At 69.8% G+C, this 17,139-nt stretch carries 14 protein-coding genes and 1 pseudogene; 13 read left to right on the top strand and 2 right to left on the bottom strand.

Going from position 1 to position 17,139, the window contains the following annotated elements:
* Positions 1 to 78 precede the first annotated feature (78 nt).
* Positions 79 to 2,436 carry a heavy metal translocating P-type ATPase gene (locus tag C6570_RS11735; RefSeq protein WP_425437878.1) on the bottom strand — a complete coding sequence of 786 codons (2,358 nt, stop codon included), beginning with the start codon at positions 2,434 to 2,436 and terminating at the stop codon, positions 79 to 81.
* A gap of 100 nt (positions 2,437 to 2,536) precedes the next feature.
* Here C6570_RS11735 and cadR point away from each other — a divergent pair, with 100 nt between their 5' ends.
* The 7 genes and pseudogenes from cadR (at position 2,537) to C6570_RS11700 (ending at position 10,180) form a co-directional block, all read left to right on the top strand.
* Complete coding sequence (gene cadR, locus C6570_RS11730; protein ID WP_106704664.1) at positions 2,537 to 3,001, top strand: Cd(II)/Pb(II)-responsive transcriptional regulator; 465 nt, start codon at positions 2,537 to 2,539, stop codon at positions 2,999 to 3,001.
* Positions 3,002 to 3,220: 219 nt separating this feature from the next.
* On the top strand, positions 3,221 to 3,586 hold the full coding sequence (locus tag C6570_RS11725) for a DsrE/DsrF/TusD sulfur relay family protein (RefSeq protein ID WP_106703372.1): 366 nt from the start codon (positions 3,221 to 3,223) through the stop codon (positions 3,584 to 3,586).
* A 175-nt stretch (positions 3,587 to 3,761) separates the two neighbouring features.
* Positions 3,762 to 4,951: pseudogene (locus C6570_RS11720) on the top strand (phospholipase).
* 196 nt (positions 4,952 to 5,147) lie between these two features.
* Positions 5,148 to 6,797: a TolC family protein gene (locus tag C6570_RS11715; RefSeq protein WP_164675534.1), complete on the top strand. Its 1,650-nt coding sequence runs from the start codon at positions 5,148 to 5,150 to the stop codon at positions 6,795 to 6,797.
* The gene (locus C6570_RS11710) at positions 6,794 to 7,801 is read left to right on the top strand and encodes an HlyD family secretion protein (RefSeq protein WP_106703370.1); all 1,008 of its coding nucleotides are present in this window, start codon (positions 6,794 to 6,796) and stop codon (positions 7,799 to 7,801) included. Before C6570_RS11715 ends, C6570_RS11710 begins: the two co-directional genes overlap by 4 nt.
* A gap of 23 nt (positions 7,802 to 7,824) precedes the next feature.
* Complete coding sequence (locus C6570_RS11705) at positions 7,825 to 9,003, top strand: ABC transporter permease (protein WP_106703369.1); 1,179 nt, start codon at positions 7,825 to 7,827, stop codon at positions 9,001 to 9,003.
* A complete protein-coding gene (locus C6570_RS11700) occupies positions 8,990 to 10,180 on the top strand; it encodes an ABC transporter permease (RefSeq protein ID WP_106703368.1) in 1,191 nt (396 codons plus the stop codon). The genes C6570_RS11705 and C6570_RS11700 overlap by 14 nt, the downstream gene beginning before the upstream one ends.
* On the opposite strand, the gene C6570_RS11695 is transcribed toward C6570_RS11700, so the two are convergent.
* Positions 10,150 to 11,286 (bottom strand): iron-containing alcohol dehydrogenase, encoded by a 1,137-nt coding sequence (locus C6570_RS11695; RefSeq protein ID WP_106703367.1) that lies wholly within the window; start codon positions 11,284 to 11,286, stop codon positions 10,150 to 10,152. The genes C6570_RS11700 and C6570_RS11695 overlap by 31 nt on opposite strands.
* 61 nt (positions 11,287 to 11,347) lie before the next feature.
* On the opposite strand from C6570_RS11695, the gene C6570_RS11690 reads away from it, so the two are divergent.
* The 6 genes from C6570_RS11690 (at position 11,348) to C6570_RS11665 (ending at position 17,135) form a co-directional block, all read left to right on the top strand.
* On the top strand, positions 11,348 to 12,307 hold the full coding sequence (locus tag C6570_RS11690) for a 2-keto-4-pentenoate hydratase (RefSeq protein WP_106703366.1): 960 nt from the start codon (positions 11,348 to 11,350) through the stop codon (positions 12,305 to 12,307).
* A gap of 153 nt (positions 12,308 to 12,460) precedes the next feature.
* A complete protein-coding gene (locus C6570_RS11685) occupies positions 12,461 to 13,228 on the top strand; it encodes a DUF3011 domain-containing protein (protein WP_106703365.1) in 768 nt (255 codons plus the stop codon).
* 93 nt (positions 13,229 to 13,321) lie between these two features.
* Complete coding sequence (locus C6570_RS11680) at positions 13,322 to 14,278, top strand: alpha/beta hydrolase (protein ID WP_245896174.1); 957 nt, start codon at positions 13,322 to 13,324, stop codon at positions 14,276 to 14,278.
* A gap of 114 nt (positions 14,279 to 14,392) precedes the next feature.
* A complete protein-coding gene (locus C6570_RS11675; protein ID WP_106703364.1) occupies positions 14,393 to 15,262 on the top strand; it encodes a YbgC/FadM family acyl-CoA thioesterase in 870 nt (289 codons plus the stop codon).
* A 341-nt stretch (positions 15,263 to 15,603) separates the two neighbouring features.
* A complete protein-coding gene (locus tag C6570_RS11670; RefSeq protein ID WP_106703363.1) occupies positions 15,604 to 16,416 on the top strand; it encodes an amino acid ABC transporter substrate-binding protein in 813 nt (270 codons plus the stop codon).
* A gap of 68 nt (positions 16,417 to 16,484) precedes the next feature.
* On the top strand, positions 16,485 to 17,135 hold the full coding sequence (locus C6570_RS11665) for an amino acid ABC transporter permease (protein ID WP_106703362.1): 651 nt from the start codon (positions 16,485 to 16,487) through the stop codon (positions 17,133 to 17,135).
* The last annotated feature ends 4 nt before the right edge of the window (positions 17,136 to 17,139 follow it).

Raw genomic sequence — 17,139 nt, 5'->3', positions numbered from 1 at the left:
GGAGGCAGCGCACTTCGCGTCCTGGACGCATGCAGCCGCAAGGCAGGCTCGGGGGCAGCGAGCCCCCACGCGCTGCCCTCAAGCGTCGGTCGCAGGTGTCGAGGGCAGGGCGCCGGAGGCTGGCTGGCGCAGCATCCGCAGCCCATTGCCCACCACCAGCAGGCTGGCGCCCATGTCGGCGAACACTGCCATCCACATCGTCGCGCTGCCCGCCACGGCCAGCACCAAAAACACGGCCTTGATACCCAGCGCCAGGCTGATGTTTTGCCAGAGGATGCCGTGGGCGCGCTTGGAGAGGCGCACGGTCTCGGGCACGCGGCGCAGGTCGTCGTTCATGATGACCACGTCGGCCGCCTCGGTGGCGGTGTGCGTGCCGGCCTGGCCCATGGCAAAGCCCAGGTGCGCGGCGGCCAGGGCGGGCGCGTCGTTGATGCCGTCGCCCACCATGCCGACGGCCAGCGGCTTGGCTTGCGTGGCCGTGTCGCCCGACGCAGCAATGGCGTGAATCGCCTCCAGCTTCTGCTGCGGCAGCAGGCCCGCCTGCACGTTCTCAATGCCTGCCTGATCGGCGATGGCGCGCGCGGTCAGCGGGTTGTCGCCGGTCAGCATCACGGGGGTGATGCCCATGGCTTTCAGCTCTTGCACCGCGGCCTGAGAGCTGGGTTTGATCGCGTCGGCCACGGCGAACACGGCCAGCACGCCCTCGTCATCGGCCAGCAGGCTGACGGTGCGGCCTTGCGCCTCATGCGGCTGCATGCGCGCCTCCAGCTCGGGCGAGCACTGCTGGCGCTCTTCGATCCAGCGGTGGTTGCCCAGCACCAGGTTGCGGCTGCCGGCCCGGGCGCGCGTGCCGCGGCCAGCCTCGGCGCCGAAATCGTCCAGCGCGGGCAGGGCGTTGCCGTCCACCGGCAGGCCAGCGGCAATTGCGCGCGACACGGGGTGGTCTGACCGGCCGGCCAGCGCGGCGGCCAGCGCCTGCACCTCTGCCGCATCGGCGCCGGGGCGCACCACTTCATGCGCGACCAGGCGCGGCTTGCCTTCGGTCACGGTGCCGGTCTTGTCCAGTGCGATGTGCGTCAGCTTGCGCGCTTCTTCGAGGTAGGCGCCGCCTTTGATCAGGATGCCGCGCCGCGCCGCCGCCGCCAGGCCGCTGACGACCGTCACCGGGGTGGAAATCACCAGCGCGCACGGGCAGGCGATGACCAGCAGCACCAGCGCCTTGTAAACCGCCGTCAACCAAGGCCAGCCCGCCAGCCAGGGGCCCAGCAGGGCCACGGCCAGCGCAATGGCGAACACGGCGGGCGTGTAGACGGCGGCAAATTTGTCCACGAAGCGCTGCGTGGGCGCACGCGAGCCCTGGGCCTGCTCCACCGCGTGGATGATGCGCGCCAGCACCGTGTCGGTAGCGGGCGCGGTCACTTCAAATTCCAGCGCGCCCTGCTGGTTGACGGTGCCCGCAAACACCTCGTCGCCCGGGCCTTTTTCCACCGGCACGCTTTCACCGGTGACCGGCGCCTGGTCGATGCTGCTGTGCCCGGCGGTCACGCGGCCGTCCAGCGCCAGGCGCTCGCCCGGTTTGACGCGCACCACGGCGCCCACCGGAATCTGCGCCGGCGGCGTGCCGGCCCAGCTGCCGTCGGGCTGGCGCATTTCGGCCAGCGAAGGGGCCAGATCCAGCAAGCCCTTGATGGCGCCGCGCGCGCGTTCTACCGCCCGCGCCTCGATCAGTTCGGCAATCGAATACAGCGCCATCACCATGGCGGCCTCGGCCCACTGGCCGATCACGAAGGCGCCGGTGACGGCCACCGTCATCAGCGTGGTGATGCCCAGCTCGCCCCGCGCCAGCGAAGCCAGCCCCTTGCGGTACACGCCCAGGCCCGACAGCGCAATGGCCAAGGCGGCAATCGCCATGCTGACGACTTGCCAAAGCCGCGTTTCCGGCGCGAAGAAGTGCACCGCCTCGGCGCCGATGGCCAGGGCCAGTGCTGCGCCCAGGCGCCAGGCTTCGCGGCGCTGGCGCTCGGCGGTTTCAGCGGCGCTGACGGGCTGAGTCAGGCGCTCCGTGGCCAGGCCGGCGCCCTGGATGGCGCGCTCCACGCCGTCCCACGCATCGGGCGGTGCGTCCACGCCCAGCGTGCGGGCGGTCAGGTCAAACCTCAGGCTGCGCACGCCGGGCTGCGATTCCAGCGCGCGGCGGATGGTGCTTTCTTCCACCGCGCAATCCATGCCGGGCACGCGCAGCAGCAGGCCGCCTTCGATGGGCGGCGTGGCGGGCTGCATGGCGATGGGCGTGTTGGCCGTGCTGCAGGCGCTGCCGCCGCAGTCGGCGTGATCGTGCGAGTGGTGGCCGTGGTCATGGCCGTCTGCGCCGTGGTCATGGCTGTGGCCATGATCGTGGTCGTGGCGCTCGGCGCCAGTCAAGGCGTTTTCAGACATGGGGGGAACAAGGTTTTTGGTCATTGACTAGCATTGGAAACCCTGAAGTGACTCCAGAGTCAAGCGCCCACGGCGATTGACCAAGGTCAAGGAGAAAGCCATGAAGATCGGCGACCTCGCCACCGCCTCCGGCACGCCGGTGGACACCATCCGCTTTTACGAGCGCGAGGGCCTGCTGCCCGCACCCGCGCGCAACGAAGCCAATTACCGCCAGTACGAAGCCGCGCACCTGGAGCGCCTGCAGTTCATCCGCGCCAGCCGCAACCTGGACATGTCGCTGCAGGAAATCCGCGCGCTGCTGCAGGTGCGCGACGACCCCGACGCCGACCCCCACGCCGCCGACCGCGTGCTGGACGCGCACATCGAGCATGTCAGCCACCGCATCCGCGAGCTGCGCGCGCTGGAGCGGCAGCTGAAAGCGCTGCGCGCGCGCTGCGCCAGTGGCGCCCATGCCGACGAATGCGGCGTGCTGACCGGGCTGGCCGAAGCCGCGCCCGATCTGCCCGACACCGCCCGCAGCGCGGCGCGCCACCTGGCCGAGGTGCACGGCGCCGGCCGCAACTGATGCGCTGGCATGCCCAATACTTGATGCCAAAATGGGTCTTGGCGCAGGCGCACAGCGCGCCAGCAGCTATGAAATGAAGAGCAACCTGCTAACGCTGCCCTGAGCTGAGCTGCCCACCCTCGCAGGTTGCACAATGCAAGCGATGGCCTTCACGGGCCTGCCTCAGCGCGCCGCCGGCCCAGCGCTGGCTGCGCATCTTGATCCCGTACGCTCCACCCCATGAACAGCCCGCAAAAAATCCTCCTCATCGTTCACGCGCCGCCGTATGGCAGCGAGCGCTGCCTGTCTGCCCTGCGTCTGGCGCTGGCCCTGGCCGCGCGCGAGGGCGACAAGCCGCTGCTGGATGTGTTTCTGATGTCCGACGCCACCGTGCTGGCGCTGCCCGGCCAGCAGGATGCGTCGGGCCACACGCTGCAGGACATGCTGGAGCAGCTGGTCGGCCACGGCGTGCCCGTGCGCCTGTGCAAGACCTGCGCGGCCAACCGGGGGCTGTTGTCGCTCCCGCTGATCGGCGGGGTGAGCATCGGCACGCTGGCCGAACTGGCCGAGGCCACGCTGCAGGCCGACAAGGTCATCACGTTTTGACGCACGCGCTGCGGCAGTGACGCCGTGGGCGAGCGGCGCGCTGCCCATGGGCCCGCCACGCGCAGCCGGCCTGCCGCCGATATGCTTCGCTATTCATAGCTGCCAGCGCTGGTGCAGCCTGCGCTGGCAGCACTTTTTATACAAAAACAAGCGCCCAACCCAATCCTGCCGCGCCATGCCCGAACCCGCTCTTGCCCTCTACGCCGGCCCCGCCGCGCGCCGCCATATCGAGCGCCATGGCCTGTCGCCCGCCGACGTGGCCACCGTGCCCGCCGCAGCGGGTGGGCCCAAGGGGCTGATCCTGGGGCCGCTGGACCGCTTCATCTTCGGCCAATGGCTGCCGCAGGCAGCCCAGCCCGTGGATCTGGTGGGCGCCTCCATCGGCGCGTGGCGCATGGCCGCCGCCTGCATGGACGACCCGGTGCCGCCTTCCAGGCGCTGGAGACGGGCTACATCCACGGCGACATGAAGGCCCCGCCGGGGCGCAAGCTGCCGCTGCCGGAGCAGGTCAGCGCCACCTTCGCGCAAAACCTGCGCACCATGTTCGAGGGCCACGTGCCCACGCTGCTGGCCCACCCGCGCTATCGGCTGCACGTGGTGGCCTCGCACGGGCGGCACGTGCTGGCGCGCGAAGGCCGCTGGCGCACCCCGCTGGGCTACCTGGGCGCGGCCCTGACCAACGTGGCCAGCCGCCGCGCACTGGGCGCGTGGATCGAGCGGGTGGTTTTCTCCGCGCCCACGCCCACGCCCACGTCCGCAACCAATGCGACCACCGAGGCCATCGCGCCGCTGCCCCGCCTGCCGTTCAACCCCGGGGACCTGCGCACGCAGCAGGTGCCGCTCACGGTGCAGAACTTCTACCCCGCGCTGCAGGCCAGCGGCTCCATCCCCTTCATCCTCCAGGCCGTGCACGACATTCCCGGCGCGCCGCGCGGCGCGTACTGGGACGGCGGCATCACCGACTACCACCTGCACCTGGCTTACAACGCTACCACTTCCATAGCTGCCAGCGCTGGTGCGGCGGGCTCTGAAGGTGGATTTGATGAACTATCTCGCCCAAACGGCAGCATCGTGCTGTACCCGCACTTCCAGCAAGCCGTGGTGCCCGGCTGGCTCGACAAGGGCCTGAAATGGCGCCACGGTGCCACCGCGCGTCTGAGCCACATGCTGGTGCTGGCCCCACGGCCCGAATGGGTGCAAAGCCTGCCCGGCGCCAAGCTGCCTGACCGCACCGACTTTCAGCGCCTGACGCACCCCGAGCGCGTCAAGGCCTGGACGGCGTCGGTGCAGGCCGCGCGCCAGCTGGCGGACGAGTTTCAGGCGTGGCTGGACAAGCCGGAGGCGGCGCGGCTCACGCCGCTGTGATGCTGATGTGATACCGCTCTGATGCTGCCGTAAGCCCGCCAAGGCGCCGCTGACGCCCTTGCGCCGCAGACACGCCCCGGAAACGCCGCTGAAAAGCAGATGACAGGCCCCGGCTCCGGCCCCGATCAAGCCCGGCGTCGCGCCCGCATCAGGGGGCGGCACAATGCTTGTCATGAATACCGAGGGGGCAGTGTCTATGAGTGAGCGATCCGGCCAGCGCGGCCCGCTGGCGGCAGGCGGCGTACTGCGGCCCCTGGCTTGCGCAAGCCTGCTGGCGCTGGCCGCGCCCACCGCCTGGGCGCAGAGCGGCGCGGTGGGCGGGCAGGGCGCACAGGCGTTGCCGGTGCCGCCCTTGTCGGCGCCAGCCTCACCGGCTGTCTCGGCCAAATCAGCCAAATCGGCCGCATCAGCGGTCCGCCAGCCGATGGCACTTTCGTTCGCGCAGGCGGCAGCGCTGCAGCGCGAGGGCTCGCCGCTGCTGGCGGGGCGCGATGAGGCCGTGCGCGCTGGCGAGGCGGGCGCGCGCGCCGTGCGCCACGTCGGCGGGCCCATCGTGTCGCTGTCGGCCAACTGGCTGCGCTACCAGAAGTCGCTGTCGGTGGACCTGGCCTCGGCCCGCGGCGATGTGCAAAACCGCATCGACGAGTTTCTGGGCACCTTGCCGAGCCAGTTTCCACCCGCACTGCAGCCGGCGGTGGGGCAGGCCGGTTCGCTGGTCAGCGGCGCCTTGCCCGGCCTGCTCGGCGCCTTGCCTGACAGCCTGAATTACACCGCGCGCCAGTCGGTCTTTCGCCCTTCACTGACGGCCGTGTGGCCGTTCTACACCGGCGGGGCCGACGCCGCCGTGCGCAAAGGCGCCGAGGCGCAAGTCGCCCTGGCACAGGCCGCGCGCAGCGGCGCGGCGTCGCTGTCGCAGCTGGACCTGGCGCGGGCGTACTTCGGGCAGCAGGCCGCGCTGCAGTTGCTGGCGACCAATGAGGCGCAACTGACCGCGCTGCAAGCCCACGCGCACAACGCCGAACGCATGGTGGCTGCGGGCGTGCTGGCGCGCTCGCGCATGCTGGAGGTGGGCGTGGCGCGCGACGCTGCCCAGCGCGGCGTGGACCGTGCGCGGCTGCAGCTGACCAACGCGCAGGACGATCTGTCGCGCCTGCTGGATGTGCCGGGCAGCGTGGCGCCCACCACGCCGCTGTTCGTGCGCGCCGACCCGCTGCCGCCACTGGAGCAGTTTCTGGAATCGGGCGCCGCGCAGCGCCCCGAGGTGCGTGCGGCCGAGGCGGCGCGCGTGGGCGCCAGCGCCGCGCGCGACTTGGCGGCGGCATCGCTCAGGCCCAACGCGTTTTTGTACGGCACCTACAACTTCAACCGCCGCCACGCCATGCCGGTGGACCCGGACTGGGTGGTGGGCGTGGGTGTGCAGTTCACGCTGGTGTCGAACATCGACCGGCGCGACATGCTGCAGGCCGCCGAATCCCGCGAACGCGCGGCAGACCGCGCCAAGCAGGCGGCCGAGCGCGACGCCCGCCAGCAGATCACCCGCGCCTGGAACCAGACCGAGCTGGCGCGCCAGACCTTCCTGTCGCTGGATTCCAGCCTGGTGGCCGCGCGCGAGAACCTGCGCGTGCAGCAGCTGTCTTTCCGCGAAGGCGTAGGCACGGCCACCGACGTGATCACCGCGCAATCGGCGTTGTCGCTGGCCGAAGGGCAGCGCGTGGCCGCCGCGCTGGAGTACGACCTGTCGCTGGCCGCCTTGCTGGCCGCCAGCAGCCGCGACGACGAATTCACCCAACACATGGCGCAGGCCGAATACCGCCTGGCGCCAGCCTCTGCAGGGAGCCTGCCATGACCACCACCCGTTCTGCCGCGCCGGGCCGCTGGCGCCTGTACCTTCTCTGGCTGGCCCTGATCGTGATCGCCATCGCGCTGGGCATCGGCCTGTGGCTGTCGGGGCGCACCAAGGCCGAAACCCTGCAAGGCACGGTAGAGGCCGAGCAGGTCAACGTATCGACCAAGGTGATGGCGAGGGTGGACAAGCTCAACGCGTCACTGGGGCAATCCGTCAAGGCTGGCGAAGTGCTGGCGGTGCTGTCCAGCCCTGAGCTGACGGGCGTGCGCGACCAGGCCGCCGGCGCGCTGGCCATCGCCGAGGCGCAGCGCAAGGTGGCGGACGACATCGCCCGGCCCGAAGACATTGCCGCTGCCCGCGCGGTGTGGGACGCCGCCAAGGCGCAGGCCGATCTGGCTGCGGTATCGGCCAAGCGCGCCGACACCCTGTTTGCCGAAGGCGTGATCGCCGCCCAGCGCCGCGACGAGGCGCACGCCGCCCGCGTGTCCACCGCACGCGCAGCCGATGCGTCGCGCGCGCAGTGGCAAAAACTGGTGGCCGGTGCGCGGCCCGATGTGCGCCACGCCGCCCAGGCGCGCGAAGACGTGGCCCGCTCAGCCCTGCAGACCGCCGAGGCGATCAACCAGGAAACGCGCTTGGTCACCCCCGTCAGCGGCGAGGTGGCTGCGCGGCTGGCCCAGCCCGGCGAAATCGTTGGCCCGCTCAGCCCGGTGTTCCAGGTGATTGATCTGGACCATGCCTGGGTGCGCCTGGCCCTGCGCGAGGACCAATACCAAGGCATGGCCAAGGGCAAGGTGCTCAAGGGTGATGTGCCGGCGCTGGGCGCCAAGGCGGTGGCCTTCACCGTGACCGCCATCGCGCCCATGGGTGAATTCGCCACCTGGCGCGCTACACAGCAGTCGTCGGGTTTTGACGTGCGCACGTTTGAATTGCGCCTGTCGCCCAGCGCGCCGGTCGAGGGCCTGCGCCCCGGCATGAGCGTGCTGTTTGCCTGGCCGCAGTGAACCGGCGGGGCGGGGCAGGGGCCATGCGTTCGTTCTGGCGTGCCTGGGTGGCCGAATGGCGGCATTTGCTGCGCAGCCCTGCCGATCTGGCGCTGCTGACGCTGTTCCCGCTGGCAACCATTGCCATTGTCGCCAGCATCTTCGTGGGCGGCGTGGCGCGCCAGCTGCCGGTGGCCGTGATCGACCAGGACGGCAGCGCCTTCAGCCGCGAGCTTGCCAGCGCACTGGCGGCTTCGCCCACCCTGAAAGTGGCCATCACCACGCCCGACGCGGCGGCGGTGCTGAAGGCCCTGCGTGGCGGCCAGGTGGTGGCCGCGCTGCAGATTCCGCCAGGCGCTGCCCAAGGCCTGGCGCGCGCCCAGTCGCCGGTGCTGACCGTGTACTACAACGCCAGCTTTCTGTCGGTGGGCAAACTGGCCGAAAGCGCCATTGAAGGTGCGGTGACGGCCACGGCCACCCCGGCGCTGCTGGCGCACGAGCTCAATGCGGTGCTGCCGGCGGTGCGTCGCACGCTGCCCACGGTGCAGACCAGCGTGCTGTTCAACCCGCAGGCGTCGTTTGAGGGCTACCTGGAAGCCATGGTGCAGCCCGCGGTGCTGCATCTGGTGGTGGCCTGCGCCACCGTGATGGCCCTGGGGCGCGAGTTGCGCCGCGGCAGCCTGCGCGGGTGGGCGCGGCGCCAGCGCAACCTGCCAATGGCGCTGGCCGGCAAGATGGGCCCCGCGGTGCTGCTGATGGGCTTTTGGGGCGCCGTGTGGCTGATCTGGCTGGCGGGCGTGCGCGACTGGCGCCCGCAAGGCAGCATCGCCCTGGCGTGGCTGGGGCAGGTGCTGCTGTTCATGGCCACGGCGGCGATTTCGGCCCTGCTGGTGGCGGGCGCCAAGCGCGTGGGCACGGCGCTGTCGCTGACGGCCATCTACGCGGGATCGGCTCTGGCGTTTTCTGGGGGTACGCTGCCGCTGAATGGCGCATCCTGGCTGGCCGTGGGCTGGAGCGCCGTGCTGCCATACCCGCATTACCTGGCGCTGGCGATGGACCAGGCCCTGGGCTCGCCGCCCGCGCTGGCGCTGCGGCCCGGCGCGGTGTTGCTGGGCTATGTGCTGATCGCCGGCGGAGTGGCTTGTGCGCTGATGGCGCTGGCACGCCGCCCGCAGCCCCGGCCTGCGCCCAACACCCACGAGGCGGCGCATGCGGCACCCTGATTGTTCGGCTGACGGCGCCGCCGTGCAGCCATCCAGCGGCTTTGGCGCGGGATGGGCCGGCACGCTGCTGCAGATCGCCACCACGCGCGACCTGGTGCTGACCATGGTGCTGGCCGTGGTGTTCTACGCCTTCTATTACCCGCTGCCTTACCGCCAGCAGGCCACCCTATCGGTGCCGGTGATCGTGGTGGATGAAGAAAACACGCCCGCCACACGCGCGCTGGCACAGGCCCTTGGCGACACGCGCGAGGTGGCGGTGGCCGGCACCGTGGCCGACTACGCCAGCGCCGTGCAGGCCGTGAAGCAGCGCCAGGCCGACGGCATCGTGCTGCTGCCTGCCGGGCTGACACGTGCGCTGGCGGCGGGCGAGGCGGGTGCTGGCGTGGGCGTGTGGGTGAACGGCGCCTACCTGACGCGCGCCAGCGCCATTGGCACGGCCATCAAGGGCGTGGTGCTGGACGCCGTGCGGCGCCAGGCCGGGCCGCTCACTGATCAGATTCATCGCCAAGCACCGGCCGAGCTGGTGGTGCGCCCGCTGTTCAACCCGGTAGAGGGGTACGCCAGCTACGTGTACCCGGCCGTCAGCCTGCTCATCCTGCAGCAAACCTTGCTGTTTGGCAGCGCCATGTTGATCGCCACCCGGCGGCGTGCGGGGCGCCTGGCGTGTACGCCGGGCTACTTTCTGGGCACGCTGTCGGCGCTGGTGTGCGTGGGCACGGGCGCGGCGGCGTTCTTCTTCGGTTGGGCCTTTTGGGCGGAAGACATGCCACGCACGCTGCAACTGGGCCATCTGGCGTGGATGGTGCCCCTTTACGCGGCCACGGTGGCCAGCCTGGGCATGGCGATTGGCAGCTACATGCCCGCGCCGGAGCGCGCCATGATGTGGCTGGCGCCCACGTCCATCGTGTTGTTCTTCATGACGGGCGCCGCCTGGCCGCTGGACCAGATGCCGCGCCTGACCGCCTGGCTGGCGCAGCTGTCACCCGCCACGGCGGGGGTGCAGGCCTTCGTGCCCATCAACCAGATGGGCGCCAGCCCGGCCGACGTGGCCCGCTGGTTGACGCTGCTGGCGGCGCTGTGCGCGGTGTACGGCGCCTGGGCGTCTTGGCGGCTGTGCAGCGGGCGGCGGGCACTGCCGCCCAGCGGTCACATCGATTCAACCAGCATCGCGCGGTAGTCTTCGGGCGAGGCGATGCGCGGGTTGGTCTTGTGGCAGTGGTCGAGCAGGGCGTGCTCAATCACGGCGTCGAACAGGTCTTCTGTGACCCCCATCGCACGCAGGCCGGTGGGCAGGCCCAGGCGAGCCGTCATGTCGTGCACGGCTTGCGCCACGTCGGTGCCTGAATCGAGCCCCATCGCTTGTGCCATGCGCGCCAGGCGCTCTTCTTTTTGAAGCGATTCAGCCCCTGCGTTGAAGCGGATCACCGCCGGCAGGAACACTGCGTTCAGCGTGCCGTGGTGCAGCTTGGGGTTGACCCCGCCCAGGCTGTGGCTGAGCGAATGCACACAGCCCAAGCCCTTCTGAAAGGCCATCGCGCCGTGCATGCTGGCGGCCATCATGTCCAGGCGCGCGGCGCGGTCGCTGCCGTCGCGCGTGGCGCGCTCGATGGCAGCCCAGCCGCGGCGCAGGCCTTCCAGCGCAATGCCGTCGGCAGGCGGGTTGAAGGCGGGCGCCATGAAGGTTTCCATGCAATGGGCGATCGCGTCCATGCCGGTGGCGGCGGTCAGCATGGGCGGCAGGCCCAGCGTGAGGGCCGGGTCGCAAATGGCGGCCTTGGGCATCAGGTGCCAGCTGTGAAAACCCAGCTTGCGCCCGTCGTCGACGATGACGATGGCGCCGCGCGCCACCTCGCTGCCCGTGCCGGCCGTGGTGGGTACGGCAATCAGCGGGGCCACGGCTTCGGTGATTTTGGGCGAGCCGCCTTCGATGGTGGCGTAAGTCTTCAGCGGCCCGGGGTGCGTGGCGGCGATGGCCACGCCCTTGGCGCAGTCGATGGCGCTGCCGCCGCCCACGGCGATCAGGCCGTCGCACTGGTGCTGCTGGTACAGCGCCGTGGCGGCGCGCACGGCGGCTTCGGTCGGGTTGGAGGGCGTGGCGTCGAACACGGCGTGGGGCAAGTCGCCCAGCGCGGCCAGCACGGGTTGCAGCACGCCGGCGGCGACGACGCCCGCGTCCGTCACGATCAACGGACGGGTCATGCCCACGCGGGCGCAGTGCTGGGGCAATTGCGCCACCGCACCGTAGTCAAACTCGATCTGGGTCAGGTATTGGATAAGTGCCATGGCCGATGTGAACGTTAGGATGAGCGCTGACATTATTCATACAAGCACCGAGGAGACGCCGATGACCGCCCACCGCCCCGCCCAACGGCTTACGGCAAGCTTGCCCGCCAGGCGCATCACCGCCCGCGCACCAGCCGCCCTGGGCGTGCTTGCGGCCGCGCTTTGGCTGGCGGGCTGCGCGAGCAGTTCCGCCCCGGTGGTGGCCAACACGCCGGGTTGCCTGGACGATGTGGCCGTCAACCGGCTGGTGGCCGACTACAACGCCCGCAAGCCCGCCGCCGATCTGCCCGCCACCCTGACCAGCGCCGACGCGAAGTGCACGCGCAGCAAATTTCAGCAGCGCCTGGCCGGGCAGGACGGACGCCTGGCGGGCTACAAGGCGGGGCTGACGAACCCGGCCGTGCAAAAGCGCTTCAACACCGACCAGCCGGTGTGGGGCGCGCTGTACACCAGCATGCTGGTGGGCAACTTCGCGTCGGTCGACGCGGCGTTTGGCGCCCGCCCGTTGTATGAAGCCGACCTGCTGGTGCGCGTGAAAGATGCCGCCATCAACAACGCCAAGACGCCCGCCGATGTGCTGGCCAGCGTTGATCAGGTCATCCCGTTCATCGAGCTGCCCGATTTGACCGTTGAAACGCCGGCCAAGCTCAACGGCACGGCGCTGGAGGCCATTAACGTAGGCGCGCGGCTGGGCGTGCGCGGCTCGCCGCTGATGGTGCCCACCGATGCGGCGGGCCGGGCGCAGTTGCTGGATCAGTTGCGCGACATGAACGTGCGCTTGGTGGATAGCGACGGCGCGGCCTTGGGTGGCGGCAAGGGCTCTGACGTGCTGGGCCATCCGCTGAATGCCGTGGTGTGGCTGGCTGGCGCGCTCAAGGCGGACGGGCTTTCGCTTAAACCGGGGCAACTGATCAGCCTGGGGTCGTTCTCGGCCCTGCTGCCGCCCAAGTCGGGCCTGCGCGCCACCGTCCATTACGACGGCGTGCCCGGCCTGAAGCCGGTGACGGTGTCTTTCCGCTGACAGGCAGGCACAGGCAGGCAGGCAGACGGGCGGTTTCCGTCATCGCCACGCCCGATGCATCAAGTAAAGTCGATCGCTGAAACGCCGTCGGCCCCGCGCGGGGCGCGGGCGTTATCCACCTTCACAACAACATCGAACCGCAGGAGTTTTTCCATGAAGACAGGCCTACGCCTTGCACTGTCCGCCGTCGCCGCCGTTGTGCTGGCGGCACCGCTGTCCGCCCAGGCGCAGCCGGGCTACGGTGGCAATACCGTGACCTGCGAAAGCCAAGACGGCAGCTACCGCGAATGCCGCGCGCGCTTTTACAACGCCCCGGTGCTGGTGGAGCAGTTGTCGTCCACCCAATGTGTTGAAGGCCGCAACTGGGGCAGCCGCGGCCCGGGCTCGGTGTGGGTGTCGGGTGGCTGCCGCGCCCGTTTTGCCGACGCGCAAGGCGGCGGCGGCTTCTACCCGCCCGGCTACAACCCGGGTTACAACCCCGGCGGCAACGTGGTTCGCTGCGAGAGCGTGGACGGCCGCCACGCGGAATGCCGCGTCGGCTGGCGCGCGCGCGTATCGCTGGTGCGTCAGCTTTCAGACTCGCCGTGCATCGAAGGCCAGACCTGGGGCACCAGCCGCGGCAGCGTTTGGGTTCGCCAAGGTTGCCGTGCAGAGTTTTCGGTGGGGCAGGGCGGCGGTTACCCCGACCAAGACGGCGGTTATCGCCCGGTCTACCCCGTTGGCCCATCCGGCCCCACCATCACCTGCGAAAGCCAGGATCGCCGTTACAGCTCGTGCGCGTGGGATTCGCGTTGGGGCTGGCCGCGCCTGGTGGAAGAACTGTCGCAGTCCAGCTGCCGCGAAGGCAGCAGCTGGGGCTACGACGGCCGTGGCCTGCTGTGGGTTGACCGCGGCTGCCGCGCGCGCTTCACCGCCCGCTGAGGCACCCGCCCCGGCTGACCGGCGCTCGCTGCGGCGCCGTGCCAGCGCTCTGCTTGCGCGCCGGCCGGCCGGCGCCCGTCAACACGACTTGCCATGTCCGCCAGCCCCGAGATCCTTGCCCAGCTGACCCCCGCCATGCGCCTGCTGGTCCAGCGCATGGCGCAGGCGCCGTACCCGCCCATGCACACGCTGACGCCGCAGCAGGCCAAGCTGGCGTACGCGAAGTCGGTTGGCGTGCTGGACGTGCCCAAGCCAGAGCTGGCGTGCGTGCAAGACCTCAGCATTCCGGCGCGCGACGGCGCTGCGCTGCAGGCGCGCCTGTATGCGCCCACCGAAGCGAAAGGCCTGCCGGCGCTGCTGTTCACGCACGGCGGCGGCTTCACCATTGGCAGCGTGGATTCGCACGACATCTTCTGCCGCGTCCTCAGCAGCCTGAGCGGCGCGGCCATCGTGTCACTCGACTACCGGCTGGCGCCCGAGTGGCGCTTTCCCACCGCCGTGTTCGACACCTGGGACGCGCTGGGCTGGCTGGCGGGCGAGGGCGGCCGCGCGCTGGAGCTGGATACGACTCGCCTGGCGGTGGGCGGCGATTCGGCCGGCGGCACGCTGGCGGCCGTGGCTGCACTGCACGCGCGCGACCAGGGCATCCCGCTGGCCCTGCAGCTCTTGATCTACCCCGGCACCACCGACCACCAGGACACGCCTTCGCACGCCCGCTATGCCGACGGGCCGGTGCTGGACAAGGCGCTGATCGACTGGTTCTTTGCCCAGTACATCGACGAGGCGGACCGGTCGGACTGGCGCTTTGCACCGCTCAAAAGTGCGGACGTCGATGGCGTGGCCCCCGCCTGGGTGGGCCTGGCCGAGTGCGATCCGCTGGTGGACGAGGGCGTGATGTACGCCGACAAGCTGCGCGCCGCCGGCGTGCCGGTCGAGCTGGAGATCTACCGCGGCGTGACCCACGGCTTCATCACCATGGGCCGCGCGATTGCCGAGGCGCGGCAGCTGCACCACGACGCGGCGCAGGCGCTGCGCCAAGCGTTCTCTTAAGAAAAACACGATCTAGCGCCGGTGCAGACTGCGCTGGTAGCTAGCTTTTATATAGCAAATTTGCCCCTGGCTTGCGCGACGCTGCGCAGGCACCCACCTCACCGGCCCCCAACCATGCAGCCCAACCAATTCCGCTTTCACCATGCCCTGCGCGTGCGCTGGGGTGAGGTGGACGTGCAGCAGATCGTGTTCAACCCGCACTACCTGATGTACTTTGACGTGGCCATGTCCGAGTACTGGCGCGCGCTGGCCCTGCCGTACGCCGCGACGATGGCGCGGCTCAACGGCGAGATCTACCTGCGCAAGACCAGCGTGGAATTCAACGCCTCTGCCGTGATGGACGACCGGCTGGATGTGGCCATGCGCTGTGAACGCATCGGCACGTCGTCCATGAGCTTCGTGGGCGGTATTTTTCGCGGCAACCAGCTGTTGGTGCAGGCTGAGCTGATCTACGTGTTTGCCGACCCGGCCAGCAAAACCAGCCTGCCCGTGCCCGCACCTTTGCGTGCTTGGATCGAGGCGTACGAAGCAGGCCAGCCCGTCACGCAGGTGCGGCAGGGCGACTGGGCGGCGCTGGGGGCCGAGGCCAGCGCCGTGCGCACCGCCGTGTTCATTGAAGAGCAGGGCATTGCCCGCGAAGACGAGTGGGATGCGGCCGACGCCACGGCCGTGCACGCCGTGGTGGCCAACCACCTGGGCATGCCGGTGGCCACCGGGCGCCTGCTGCGCGAGGGCGAAGCCGGCAGCGCTGTGTCGCGCATCGGCCGCATGGCGGTGCTGCAACCCCTGCGCGGCGGCGGCGCCGGCCGGCAGGTGATGCAGGCGCTGGAGCAGGCCGCCCGCGAGCGCGGCGACCGCGAGGTGATCCTGAGCGCCCAGCGCAGCGCCGAGGGCTTTTACCGGCGCCTGGGTTACGCGGCATCGGGCGATACCTACCTGGACGTGGGCATTCCGCACGTCGACATGCGGCGCCCGCTGGGCTGATCGGCGCGGCGAAAGGGGGCGGGCGGCTGGCCCGGCGCATCGGCGGCTGATTTGCAGCGCTGGCTGTGCGGCGTTCAGGCAGCGTCGGTTTCGTGGCGTTTGCGGGTATCGGCCCCAACCAAGCAATGTGGGCGACCGCGAGTCACCCCCGCGCCACCGAGGCAGAGCGACAGGGCGGCACTGCGGCACAGCGGTTGTCACGATGGTTGGCAGCGCCCGAGCCTGCGCAGGGCAGCATGGCGCAGCACCCCCATCCGGCTTGGTACCATCAATGGTTTGCCGAAAAGCGCCGCCCCGGTGGCGCGGCCCGGCCTGTTCAGCCTTTTATCCGGATCGATTTCATGCCCGCCTTTTCCCGCCGCACCCTGGTGGTGGCCTTGTCCGCCGTGGTCCTTGCCGCCTGCAGCAAAACCGATAGCAATGCGCCCGTGGCCGCCGCTTCGGCGCCCGCCGCACCGGCTTTGCCTGCCAAGATCGTCGTGGGCTTGGACGACAACTTCCCGCCTATGGGTTTTCGCGATGAAAAAGGCCAGCTGGTCGGCTTCGACATCGACCTGGCCAAGGAAGCGGCCAAGCGCCTGGGCGTTGAGGTGGAATTCAAGCCCATCGACTGGAACGCCAAAGAGGCCGAGCTGTCTGGCAAGCGCGTGGACGCGCTGTGGAACGGCCTGACCATCACCGACGAGCGCAAGAAGAACATCGCCTTCTCGGCGCCGTACATGGAGAACCACCAGATCATCGTGGTCAAGGGCGGCTCGCCCATCAAGACCAAGGCTGACCTGGCCGGCAAGCTGATCGGCGTGCAGGACGGCTCCAGCGCGGTGGACGCCATCGGCAAGGACGAGGCCACGGCCAAGTCGTTCAAGGACATGAAGAAGTACGGCGACAACGTGACGGCGCTGATGGACCTCAGCACCGGCCGCGTGGACGCCGTGGTGCTGGACGAGGTGGTGGGCCGCTACTACACCAGCAAGAAGCCGGGCGAGTACGTGGTGCTGGACGACAACTTCGGCACCGAGGAATACGGCGTAGGCCTGCGCCTGGAAGACAAGGACCTGTTGGCCCGCGTGGACAAGGCCATGGCCGACATGAAGGCCGACGGCAGCGCGGCGAAGATCTCCGAGCAGTGGTTCGGCAAGAACATCGTCAAGTAAGCCGCAGCCGCCTTCTGCTATCAACTAAGTAGCTGCCAGCGCCCGTCCCACAAGCGCTGCAGGCCAAAATGGACTACATCATTAGCCTACTGCCGCCGCTGGCGCAGGGCTCGCTGGTCACGCTCAAGCTGTTCGCCATCACCTTGGTGCTGGCGCTGCCGCTGGGCCTGGCGCTGGCGTTGGCGCGCCTGTCGCGCTGGCGGGCGCTGCACCACGCGGTCAGCGGGTTCATCTGGCTGATGCGCGGCACGCCGCTGATGCTGCAGCTGCTGTTTGTCTACTACGCGCTGCCTTTTGTGCCCTACGTGGGCATTCGCCTGCCTGACTTTCCGGCGGCGGTGGTGGCTTTCGTGCTGAACTACTCGGCTTACTTTGCCGAGATTTTCCGCGCGGGCATCCAGTCGATCGACCGGGGTCAGTACGAGGGCGCCAAGGCGCTGGGCATGAGTTACCCGCAGACCATGCGGCGCATCGTGCTGCCGCAGATGCTGCGCCGATCGCTGCCGCCGCTGGCCAATGAGACCATCACGCTGGTCAAAGACACCTCGCTGATCTACGTGCTGGCGCTGAACGATCTGCTGCGCGCCGCGCGCGGCTTTGTGCAGCGCGACTTCACCATCACGCCGTTCGTGGTGGCGGCGGCGTTCTATCTGCTGATGACGCTGCTGCTCACGTGGATTTTCCAAAGGCTTGAGAAGCGCTATGCAGAGCAGGACTGATTCC

Source organism: Ottowia oryzae (genome assembly GCF_003008535.1).
GTDB lineage: Bacteria > Pseudomonadota > Gammaproteobacteria > Burkholderiales > Burkholderiaceae_C > Ottowia > Ottowia oryzae.
The sequence above is the reverse complement of the archived record's forward strand: the minus strand, read 5'-3'. Positions and strand labels throughout refer to the sequence as shown.